Here is an 11565-nt window from a genome sequence, read left to right as displayed (position 1 = left end):
CAACCAGGCCGGTCAACGCATCGAAACCCCATGTGCGGAAGACAGATCTAGGGGTGCCGCACCGGTGGACGACGCGCCCCGGACCTGAGCAACCCGGACCTGAGCAACCCGGGCCTGGGCGAGGAGCTCGCCAAGCCGGCGCACGTCCGGATCGGTCAGCAGGCGTTCCACCGTAACCGGCCGACCGGCGGAGTCGGTCACCGGGAGCCGCCAGTTCGGATAGGCATCGGTCGTGCCCGGCAGATTCGGCTGATGCCGGTCGCCCAGCGCGTCACCCGGCGACCCGAGCACGATGCGGCACGGAGACCGCACCAGCAGCCGGTGCAGCGCGAAAACGATCTCCTGCCGAACGGCGGGGCCGAACTCCTCCCGGAGGGCGGGGTCAAACTCCGGCCGGCCGCTCCCGCCGGGGTTCCCCCGTCCGCCGAGGCCCGCCGCTGCGCCCGCCGGATCCACCAGTCCCTCGGATTGCACCAGCTCGACCAACGCGTCCCGCTCGGCTCGCCAACCGGCCGCCTCGGCCTCCTCCGCACGCCCGAGCAGCCCCAACCGGGCGCGGGTGCGCACGTGCTCGCCCTCGAGGTAGCCGGCGGCGGTGGGCAGGTCGTGCGTGGTGAGGCTGGCCATCGTCGCCGCCCGGTACGCCGTCGGCGGCGACGGCCGGCCCTCGGCGTCCTGCTCGAACCACAGCACCGTCGAACCCAGCACGTCCAGGCGGGCGAGCGTCGTCGCCACCGACGCCTCGACGGTACCCAGATCCTCCCCGACGACGACGGCGCCGGCGCGGGCGGCCTCCAACGCGAGCAGGCCGAGCATCGCCTCGGCGTCGTAACGCACGTACGTCCCGTGAGCGGCGCCCGCCCCAGCCGGAATCCACCACAGCCGGAACAGGCCGAGGATGTGGTCGACCCGCAGCCCGCCGCCGCGGCGCAGCACCGAGGCAACCATCTGACGCAACGGCGCGTACCCGGCCTCGGCCAGGGCATCCGGCCGCCACGGCGGCAGCCCCCAGTCCTGGCCCTGCTGATTGAAGGTGTCCGGTGGGGCCCCCACGCTCGCGCCGACGGCGAGAACGTCCTGCAGTGCCCAGGCGTCCGCACCGCCCGGATCGACGCCGACGGCCAGGTCGTGCACGATCCCGGCGGCCATCCCGGCGGCCCGGGCGGCGGCCTGCGCCGCGGCGAGCTGCTGGTCGCAGCGATGCTGGAGCCACACGTGGAAGGCGACGCGGTCGGCCAGCTCCGCCCTCGCCTCGGCGACGGCGGGCGCGCCCGGATGAGCGAGACGCGCCGGCCAGGTCCGCCAGTCCGGGCCGTACCGCTCAGCGAGCGCGCTCCAGGTCGCGAAATCGATCAGGTCGGACCCGGCCGGCTCGGCGGATGCCACCTGCTCGCCGCCGCGCCGGAAGACCTCGAAGAGCAGTTCCAGCGCGGCCAGCTTCGCCCGCCACACCGCGTCCCGATCGAGCAGACCGTCCCGCCGACCGTCGCGGCGGGCGCCGCGGGCGAGCTCGTCAACGGCCGACCGGGTGGCGGGATCGGCCCGAGCGTACTCGGGCGTCCGCTCCGGTCGCAGGTAGAGCGGGGAGACAAAACGGCGGCTCGCGGGCGAGTAGGGGGACGCCGCGACGGGCAGGGTCGGCGCACCCGCATGCAGCGGATTCACCAGCAGCACGTCGGCACCTGCCCGGCCCGACCAGTCGGCGAGCGTCGCGAGATCGCCGTAGTCCCCCATCCCCCAAGACGACGCCGAGGTGAGCGCGTAGAGCTGGATCATCCAGCCCCAGCCCCAGCCCCAGGCGCGGGCCGGCGGGGCGAGGGCGGCGGGGCCGGGCACCGCGGCCGGCACGGCGACGACCTGGCAGCGATGCCGCTCGGTTCCGGCGTCGACGTGCAGCACGTGGTCCCCCAGGGGCAGGCCCGCCGGGAGCCCGATCGGCCGGGCGACCCAGGGCACGCCGTCGAGCACCCGCTCGGCCAGGGGGGCGCCAGGGGGATCGAGGACGACCCGGCCGCCGGTGCCGAGCTCCAGCTCGGCGTATGGAATGACATCCACGGGCGTGTGAACGACCACCGGGCGCGGTGCTGCGGCGACGACGACGGCGCAGGCCGGCACCCGGCGTCGCCAGGGCCGTTCCAGCGCCGCCGCGAGCGCCGCGGCGGGATCCGTCGGATCGACCCCCGCCAGCCGCAGGACGGCCCGGACGGTGTCCGGCGCAACCTGTACCGGGACACCATCGGCCCCGAGGTAGGACGTCGCCACACCGGACACCGCGGCGAGTTCGGCGAGGACCTGGTCGACGGCGGGGTCCACCACCGGCGCCCCGGCGGGCTGCGGTCCCGCCGGGGCGGTGGGACCAGTGGCGGGCGCGGGGGACGCGGGTGCGGATGCGGTGGGCACGGCGGGGCAGTCGGAAGTCACGACCTGAGATTCTCGCCCGCGCGGTCCGGAGGCGGAGCGGCGCCGCCCGGCGGGTTCGGCTCCGGGCCCGGTGCGGTGGCCGGGCCCAGCGGACCGGGGTCGTCGACGACCGGCAGCCGCATCCGCAGCAACGCCCCGCCACTCGGAGAGCTCTCCGCGGTGACGGTACCCCCGTGGGTGTGCACGGCATCCGCGACGATCGCGAGGCCGAGCCCGGATCCGGGCAGGCCCCGCGCGGAGGTGGCCCGGTAGAAGCGGTCGAACGCCTGCGCGCGGTCCTCCGGCGCGATGCCCGGTCCGTCATCCGCGACGGTTACCTCGCCGTCCCGGGAGCCGACCCGGACGACAGAGGCGGGCGGCGAGAACTTCACGGCGTTGTCGAGCAGGTTGGTGACTGCCCGTTCGAGCATGTTCGCCCGCCCGTCGACCGTCGAGGACGTCGCGTCGACCTCGATGCCGACGCCCTTGCCGGTGGCGCGGCGCCGGGCCCGTTCGGCCGCGGCTCGCACGATCTCCGCGAGATCGAGCCGTTCCACCTCCTCGGTGGGCGCCTCGTCCCGGGCGAGCTCGACCAGTTCACTGACGAGGCCGGACAGTTCGCGCATCTGCGCGCCCACGTCGCGCAGCAGCGCCTCACGGTCGGCCGCGGGCAGCGCGCGATGCGGGTTCGCTTCGGCGCGCAGCAACAGTTCGATGTTCGTGCGCAGGCTCGTCAACGGGGTGCGCAGCTCGTGGCTGGCATCGTCGACGAGCTGGCGCTGGCGGGCCCGGGACGCCTCCAGCGCGCGCAGCATGCTGTTGAGGCTCTCCGCCAGCCGGGTGATCTCGTCGGATCCGGTCACCGGGATGAGCGCCGACAGATCCTGGGTGCGAGCGACCTCCTCGGCGGCCGCGGCCGCGGCGTCAACGGGTTTGAGCGCGGCACGTGCCACGATCTGTCCGGCGAGCACCGAGCCGACCACCCCGACGATCCCGACGACGAGCAGCACCAGCGCGAGATCGCGCAGGGTCCGGTCGACGTCGGTGGTCGGCCGGGCGAGCTGCAATGCACCGCCGGACGCGGGACGTTGCAGCGGAACCGTGACAAGCCGGTAGGACTGCCCGTCGACGGCGATCGTGCGCAGGTTCTGGGCCCGCTCCCGCCGGGCCACCTCGGCGTCGGCGGAGTCGACCGGGATCCGCATGCTGTTCCAGGACGAGACGGCGTTCTCCAGCGGATTGCCGGCGGCATCGAGGAACTGGCCCTCCAGCCCGAAGCTGAACGCCTGCAGTTCCAGCCCCAGCGGACTGGTCTGGATGGTGTGCGCCGACGCCTCAGCCTGCTCTACGAGCTGGTCGTCGATGGCCTGGTTCAGCACGATGCTGGTCGCCCCCAGCGACACCCCGGCGACGACCGTCACGGCGGCAGCCACCGCCATCCCGACAAGCAGGGCGAGCCGAGCCCGCAATGTCAGCTGACCGAGCGGGGAGGAAAACCGGATCCTGGAGTGACGTCCCGGGTGGACGCGCCGCGCGAACCCGTCCAACCGGCCGGCGCGCCCGTTCACCGCCACCTGCCCCACTGCCGGCTGCCCCGCTGCCACCTGCCCCGCTGCCGGGCGACCCGTCAACGGCTGCGGCCACCACGGCGATGGCGCGGCCCCCTGGTCGGGGGCACTGCTCACGCGCGGTCCCCCGACGGCTCACGCAGCACGTAGCCAACTCCGCGCACGGTGTGCAACAGCCTGGGCTCGCCGTTCGCCTCGAGCTTGCGGCGCAGGTAGCTCACGAAGACCTCCAGCGAGTTCGATGTCGGGCCGAAGTCATACCCCCAGACCCGCTCCATGATCATGGAGCGGGAGAGCACCTGACGCGGATGGGCGAGAAACAACTCCAGCAGCTCGAACTCGGTCTTGGTCAGAATCAGCTCCCGATCACCGCGGGTCACCTGGCGGCTAGCCTGATCCAGACAGACCCCGCCATAGCACAGCGTCGAGTCGGGGATCCCCTTGGACCCGTCCGAACCGGCCGCCCGCACCCGCGCGGCCAACGCCGCCCGGCGGATCAGTGCCCGCAACCGGGCGAACAGCTCCTCCAGGGCGAACGGTTTGACCAGGTAGTCGTCGGCACCGACGTCCAAGCCGCTGACCCGGTCGGCCAAGCCGTCCCGGGCGGTCAGCATGAGCACCGGGACGTCGTCGCCCTGGGCCCGCAGCCGACGGCAGGTCTCCAGCCCGTCCACCCGGGGCATCATCACGTCCAGCACGACGATGTCCGGCCGCTCGCGGCCGATGACGCCGAGCGCGTCCGCCCCGTCCACCGCCGTGGCCACCTCGTACCCCTCGAACCGCAGCGAGCGTTCCAGGGACTCCCGGACCGCCGCGTCGTCGTCCACCACCAGTACCCGCACGCCCCCAGTCTGCCTTCACCCGACGCGGTGATGGTGCTGCGCGGGGCCGGTCTCAGGAAGACATACCGCGATCCTCAGGACAGTTTCAGCCACCGTGAGCCCAGACTGCCCAGCACGCCCAGACCCACCGGCACGCCCAGACTCACCGGCACGCCCAGATCATCCCCTCAACCGCGACAGGTCGGGGGCGGGCGGGTCGATCCGTGCCCGCGGCAGATCCGTCCCCTGAGCGTCCGCGGCACCCCCGCCGACCCCGGCATCCGGATCCGCGTCGTCCTCCGCACGGCTCCCGGCGGTCTCCTCGTCGTCGTTGACCATGGTCACCTCACTGCGTTGCACGGAACCGAGCTCGATCCCGGCCGCGCCAAGCGAGGTCCGGACCCGCTCACGCAGCTCGCGCGCGACCTCCCACTGCTTGAGCGGCTGGGTCTTGATGGCGACACGCAGGGTGTAACCGTCCGAGGTCATGGTCTCCATCCCCCAGACCTCGGGCTCGGCGAGGATGAGGCTGCTCCACTTCGCGTCCGCCCAGAGCTCGTTCGCCGTCCGGGCCAGCACCCGTTTAGCGGTGGCGACCTCGGTGTCGTAGTCGAGCGGAACGTCGAGCACGGTCCGTGCCCATTGCTGGCTCTTGTTACCGACCCTGGTGATCTCGCCGTTCCGGACGTACCAGACGGCGCCCTCGACGTCACGCAGTCTGGTCGTCCGGAAACTGACCGCCTCCACGGCACCGGAGACCGGACCGAGATCGATCACGTCTCCCACCCCGTACTGGTCCTCCAGCAGCATGAACATCCCCGACAGGAAGTCCCGGACGAGGTTCTGCGCACCGAAACCGACCGCGACTCCCAGCACACCGGCGCTGGCGACGATGGGGGCGAGATTGATACCCAGCTCGCCCAGGATGCTGAGGAAGGCCAGGCCGAAGATGAAGATGGACGTCACGCTGCGCAGCAGCGAACCGACCGTCGCCGCACGCTGACGGCGCCTTTCCATCAGCACCGCCGGATCGCCGAACGCGCCCAGCAGAGAGCCGGCGCGGGAACCCCGGAACAACCCGCCCCAACTGCCGGAACCGGTCCGTTCGGTGGCGTGTCCGATGTCGGTGGTGCGCCGGATGAACCGGTGCAGCAGCGCCCGCACCACAAACGCGATCACCAGAATGAGCGCGATGCGGATCGGGGTACCGAGGAACACCTCAGCCCCGGAGGCAAGATAATTACTGTGGGTAATGTCGTAGACGGTGCGGCACAGCAGCCCCGGATCGGTCCCGCAGGCGTCCCGCAGCGCGGTCGCGACGCCCTCCAGGGACACCAGCGGGTCAGAGGTCACCGACGGGCTCGGCGAGGGCAGTGGAGTGGGCGTCGTCAGCCCGGACGTCGGGCCCGGCACTTCGGTGGGTGACGGCGAGGCGGACAGCAGCATTCCCAGCGACGGGATGAGAGGCTGAGCCAGCAGGGACGGGGCGGGCGTCACGGCGTCGATCATCCTTCCGGTCGATTGCGATCATTCGAAGTTCCTCGAGCAGGCCGAGGTCACCGGCCCTCCCGCGCTCACGGCGGCGCGGGCGGCGGCCGCAGATCAGTCTCACCCATGCCGGTGGCCCGGCGGTGGGGGCCCCGATCCGGTCGGCGGACAGCCACGCTCCGACCCAACCACTCTCCGACCCAACCCGGCCAGGTCTCCCATCACACCCGAAAAAGCACTTTCCGTATTGATGCGGCCACAAAATGGTCGCCTGTATGTGACAAAGGCCATGAGATATGTGCAGCGCCACGGCACGAAAGGCGATGACCATGCAAACAGGCTCGCGTTCTGCCGCAGAAGAAGGTTGACTGTCCATTGTCACCGGAGACGCTGGGCAGAACGGCCCGCAAAGGGCCCTCGGTGGGCAGGAGGTCGGCGCGTGGCAGAGGCGCTGGTTCTCAATGCCACGTACGAGCCTCTGTGCGTGGTGTCGCAAAGGCGCGCGCTGGTGTTGGTCCTGACCGACAAGGCCGTCATGGTCGAATCGGCCGGGCAGGTTCTTCGGTCCGCGACGGCCTCCGTCGATGTCCCGATCGTGGTCCGGTTAGCGCGTTTCGTCCGGGTGCCGTACCGCTCGCAGATCCCGCTGACCCGCAAGGGTGTGCTGGCCCGCGACCATCATCGCTGCGTGTACTGCAATGCTCCGGCAACATCACTGGATCATGTCATTCCACGCTCCCGTGGGGGCCCGCATGCGTGGGAGAACGTCGTGGCGGCCTGTGGCCGCTGCAACCATCTGAAAGCCGACCTGGCCGTCGCTGATCTCGGCTGGCGGCTCCGCACGGCGCCACGGGCGCCGAGCGGAGCCGCTTGGCGCATTCTGGGCTCCCGTCGGATGGATCCACGCTGGTCGGCCTACCTGAGTACCGACGTGACCGAGGCCGCCTCGGCCTGACGGCACCCGCCCGGAGCGTTCTCTGCCCGGGCGTCCCCGCCTGTTCGAGGCGTTCCCAGGCACGGCGACGGCAGATCGGCCGGATGCCAGGGTACGGCGGGACCTGCCAGGGCAGCTAACCTGCATGCGCATCCTCGTCACCGGGGCGACCGGGTACATCGGCGGCCGGCTGGCTCCCCGCCTGCTCGACCGTGGCCACCATATCCGGGCCATGACCCGGGATCCCCTCCGGCTGCGGGACATCCCATGGGCCGCCCGGGCGGAGGTCGTCCGCGCCGACGCCCGGGATCCGGAGTCGTTGCGGTCCGCGCTCGACGGGATCGAGGTCGCCTACTACCTCATCCACTCGATCGACGGTGGTGGTGACTTCTCCGCGGTCGACCGGCGGGCGGCGAACGCCTTCGCCGTCGCGGCCCGGGCGGCCGGTGTCCGCAGGATCGTCTACCTCGGCGGGCTGAGCCCGGCGACGACGGGTGGCACGTCCGCCCATCTGAGCTCCCGCCAGGAGGTCGGGAGGATCCTGCTCGGCTCGGGGGTGCCGACGATCGTGCTGCGTGCGGCGGTCGTCATCGGCAGCGGCAGCGCCTCGTTCGAGATGCTGCGCTACCTGACGGAGCGCCTGCCGGTGATGCTGACGCCGCGCTGGGTGCGGACCAGGATCCAGCCGATCGCCGTCCGGGACGTGCTGCACTATCTGATCGGCGCTCTGGACGTCCCCGACGACGTCGAGGGCACCTTCGACGTGGGCGGCCCGGACATCCTGACCTATGCGGAGATGATGCAGCGCTTCGCCGCCGTCGAGGGGCTGCGGCGCCGGATCATCGTCCCGGTTCCGATCCTGTCCCCCGAGCTGTCCTCGCTGTGGGTCGGGCTCGTCACCCCGGTGCCGGGCGGCATCGCGAGGCCGCTCATCCGTTCCTTGCGCAACGAGGTGGTGGCCCACGACCACCAGATCGCCCGCTGGATCCCCGATCCCGCCGAGGGACTGCTGCCCTTCGACGCCGCGGTGGCCCTCGCGCTGGCCCGGGTGCGGGCACGTTCGGTGAAGACCCGCTGGTCGACGGCGGTGTGGCCGGGATCGGGAGGCGCATCGGACGACGGGGACGGCGCCGGTGCCACGCGCCCCCCGAACGAGCCCCTGCCGACCGACCCGCAGTGGGCCGGGGGATCCCTCTACGTCGACGAGCGCAGCATGGCCGTGGCGGCGCCGCCGGCCTGTCTGTGGCACGTCATCGAGGGCATCGGGGGCGACAACGGCTGGTACTCGTGGCCCCTGGCCTGGTCCGCCCGCGGCCGGCTGGACACCGCCATCGGTGGCGTCGGTCTGCGCCGGGGTCGGCGTGATCCGCAGCGGGTGCACGCCGGGGAGGCTCTGGACTTCTGGCGGGTCGAGGAGATCGAACCGGGCCACCTGCTCCGGCTGCGCGCCGAGATGAAGTTGCCCGGCGAGGCCTGGCTGGAACTACGCTCGATGGTCGACGCCGAGGGCACCACGACCTACTGGCAGCGCGCGAGTTTCCTGCCCCGCGGACTTCCCGGGCAGCTCTACTGGTGGTCGGTCAGCCCGTTCCACGCGGCCGTCTTCGGTGGAATGCTGCGCAACATCGTGCGCAAGGCCGAGGACGAATGGGCCACCGGCGCCGTCGCCACCGCCTGATCACGCGGCCTCGGCCCGGCTCGTCAGGTGGCCCGGCTCGTCAGGTGGCCCGGCAGCGGATGCTATCCCCAGGAGCGGCCCTGGACCGGCGGGTCGAGGGGAGGCTTCCGGGACAGGCCCGCCGAGGGAGACGGATCGGGCCTGACGATCGGTCTCGTCGGGCCGGCGGCACCCGGCTCCCGGTCGGGTATCTCGATATCGAACCAGACACGCTTGCCCCCGGGGGTCATCTCCACGCCCCAGGCCAGCGCCAGCGCCTCGACCAGCAGCAGGCCCCACCCCGACTCGGGCTCGGGTTTGTTCTCCGCGGCCACGCCGGGCCGGGGCAGATGCGCGCCTTCCCGGTCCTCGACACTGATCCGCAGCCGACCGGGTCCCATCGATGCCCGCAGCACCAGATCACTGCGGGCGTGCAGCACCGCGTTCGTCACCACCTCGCTGACCAGCAGCGTCGCGTCCTCGACGGAGGTGATCCCGCATTCGGCGAGGACCGAGCGCATCGCTGTCCGGGCCTCGCCGGCCGACGCGGCCACCGCGGGCAACGCGAGTTCGAGCAATGGCGGGTTCACGGCCTGCGTGGTGAGCACCACCATGGCAGTATCGTCGTCGGTCCGGGCCGGGAGACCGGCGGCAATCAGGCACCGTTCGAGCAGCGTGCGGGCGGTCTCCTCGACGGGGCCCTCGCCGGGGCCGTTGACGGTGTCCGGACCGAACCAGCTACGTGCCGCGAAGTTCACCCTGCGCGCCCGGCGCCGCCGGTCCACCCAGGAGCGGCGTTCCGGCACCCCGGGGGGTGGGCCGAGCGACGGGCCGGGGGCCCGCCGATCCGTCCACGCCTTCCCGGTCCGTTCCGCCTTCCCGGTCCGTTCCGCGCTCAGGCCAACGCCCTCGCCCTCGCCCTCGCTTCCAGCCGCCATGTCGGCACCCGCCGCGACTTCGACCGCCTCGAGGCCTGCCGCGGCCGCCCGGGCACGCTGTGCGGTAAGACCGCGTCGAAGATTGTCCAGGCCGTCCACGAGCGGGCGGCGTCGCGACTCCACCAGGCCGTCGGTGAACATCACCAACGCCGATCCGGGTGGAAGCGCGACGGTCGTCTCGCTGAACACCGCCCCCTCGCCGACTCCCAGCGGGAGCCCGGGGTCGAGCACCAGATAGTCGGGGTCCTCGTCGGGAAGGATCACCAACGGCGCGGGGTGGCCGGCGTTCGCGATCGTCGCCCGGCCGGTGTCCCGGTCGTAGACGGCGTACATACAGGTCGCGAGCTGGAGACCGGGCAGCAGGCCGACGACCCGGTCAAGCCGGGTCAGCACCTCGACGGGGCTCCAATCCTCCAGAGCGTAGGCGCGCAGCGCCGCCCGCAGCTGGCCCATCACCGCCGCGGCATGCAGGCCGCGCCCCATCACGTCACCGATGGCCACCCCGACTCGCCCCCCGGCGAGCGGTATGACATCGTAGAGATCGCCTCCAACCTCCGTCCCTGCCGTTCCCGGCCGGTACTCCATCGCGATCTCGACCCCGTCGAGTGCGGGGGGATGCGCCGGCAGGAGCGACCGTTGCAGGGTCAGCGCGGACTCCTGTGCCTCGCGGAAGCGTTGTGCGTTCTCCAGCGCGACGGCCCCCCGCCGGGCGAGGTCCTCCAGCAGGTTCACCTCCGCTCCGGAATAGAAGCCGGTGCCGCGCCCGACAGTGATCGCGCCGAGGATCCGGCCGTGCGCCGGCAACGGGACGGTGACGGTGGGACCGCTCTGGATCCGGCGGAACTGCTGGTAGGCGAGCTCGTACGGGAACAGCGGCACCGGGCGCAGCTCATCGAAGTCCGGCAGACAGTACGTCTGGCCGTTACGCATGACGACGCCCGGCGGGAAGTCGTCCGCGAGTTGGGGCGGCCGCGTGGCGACAATCGCCCGCATGATCTTGCCGGCTTTCGGGTCGTGGAAGACCGAGGCGCCGAGCCTGACCTGGTCGCCCTCGCGCAGCCACACCAAGGCGCCCGTGCCGAGACGGGGCACGGCGAGTCCGGCGATCAGGTCGACGACCCGATCGGGGTCGAGGGAGGTGCCGAGGACGAGACCGGCATCGGCCAGGAAGGACGGGTCGGAGCCACCCAATCCGTCGTCATGGTCCCCCCGAGCACCGTGGCACAGCGCGCGGACAGCCTCCCGCGCGGCCCGCAGACCTGCGGACGCCGACCGCCGCACCTGATCGGACTTCCGTGATTCACCGACAAACCCTGATATACCGGGCGCATAGGGCGAAATCCCGGTGGACGGTTCCGACGTCACGGGCACACCATCACATCCCCGACCAAATCCGATTCTCGGTACTGCTCCGTAACAGCCAGTCACCTGGTCCACCTGCGGCAGTCTAGTTCGGATATCGGATATCACGCATCGGGGGAACGTCGGCCCGAGCCGCAACCAGTACCCCATCGCCCTCCCTTTCGCCTCCACCGGCCGGGTTTGATGCTGGATAGGCATCACCCGACCGAGGAACACGCGCTCCGCCGCGCCGTCCCGACGCGGCGGAGCGGTCCCTGGGTAGGCGCACAACAGGGGCACCTGCACCAAAAAGGCCAGGAACGCCAGAAGGAGCCAGATGAGGACACATTATTCTGTTGAGGACTGCCCCACAAAGACACCCTCATCTACTAAGGGAGATAAAATACCTTAGGAGTCG

At 71.7% G+C, this 11565-nt stretch carries 7 protein-coding genes; 2 read left to right on the top strand and 5 right to left on the bottom strand.

Going from position 1 to position 11565, the window contains the following annotated elements; genetic code table 11:
• Nucleotides 1-12 precede the first annotated feature (12 nt).
• The 4 genes from malQ to AC08OQ_RS06970 all read right to left on the bottom strand — a co-directional run bounded on the left by malQ (nucleotide 13) and on the right by AC08OQ_RS06970 (nucleotide 6298).
• Entirely contained in the window at nucleotides 13-2421 is a 2409-nt protein-coding gene (gene malQ, locus AC08OQ_RS06985; protein ID WP_476611952.1) for a 4-alpha-glucanotransferase, read from the bottom strand.
• On the bottom strand, nucleotides 2418-4085 hold the full coding sequence (locus AC08OQ_RS06980) for a sensor histidine kinase (RefSeq protein WP_462187008.1): 1668 nt from the start codon (nucleotides 4083-4085) through the stop codon (nucleotides 2418-2420). Before AC08OQ_RS06980 ends, malQ begins: the two co-directional genes overlap by 4 nt.
• Complete coding sequence (locus AC08OQ_RS06975; protein ID WP_476601633.1) at nucleotides 4082-4810, bottom strand: response regulator transcription factor; 729 nt, start codon at nucleotides 4808-4810, stop codon at nucleotides 4082-4084. Before AC08OQ_RS06975 ends, AC08OQ_RS06980 begins: the two co-directional genes overlap by 4 nt.
• Nucleotides 4811-4969: 159 nt before the next feature.
• Nucleotides 4970-6298 (bottom strand): mechanosensitive ion channel family protein, encoded by a 1329-nt coding sequence (locus tag AC08OQ_RS06970; protein WP_476601632.1) that lies wholly within the window; start codon nucleotides 6296-6298, stop codon nucleotides 4970-4972.
• Nucleotides 6299-6716: 418 nt separating this feature from the next.
• On the opposite strand from AC08OQ_RS06970, the gene AC08OQ_RS06965 reads away from it, so the two are divergent.
• Nucleotides 6717-7232, top strand: a complete 516-nt coding sequence (locus AC08OQ_RS06965) for an HNH endonuclease (RefSeq protein WP_462187005.1) — start codon at nucleotides 6717-6719, stop codon at nucleotides 7230-7232.
• Between the two features lie 124 nt (nucleotides 7233-7356).
• On the top strand, nucleotides 7357-8889 hold the full coding sequence (locus tag AC08OQ_RS06960) for an SDR family oxidoreductase (protein ID WP_462187004.1): 1533 nt from the start codon (nucleotides 7357-7359) through the stop codon (nucleotides 8887-8889).
• 62 nt (nucleotides 8890-8951) lie between these two features.
• Here the strand turns inward: AC08OQ_RS06960 and AC08OQ_RS06955 are convergent, their stop codons facing one another.
• Nucleotides 8952-11087 carry an ATP-binding SpoIIE family protein phosphatase gene (locus tag AC08OQ_RS06955; RefSeq protein ID WP_476600860.1) on the bottom strand — a complete coding sequence of 712 codons (2136 nt, stop codon included), beginning with the start codon at nucleotides 11085-11087 and terminating at the stop codon, nucleotides 8952-8954.
• Between the last annotated feature and the right edge of the window lie 478 nt (nucleotides 11088-11565).

The sequence above is a fragment of the Frankia sp. CcCS3 genome (assembly GCF_977927575.1).
Note: the sequence above shows the minus strand (reverse complement) of the source record. Positions and strands in the feature narration are given on the sequence as shown.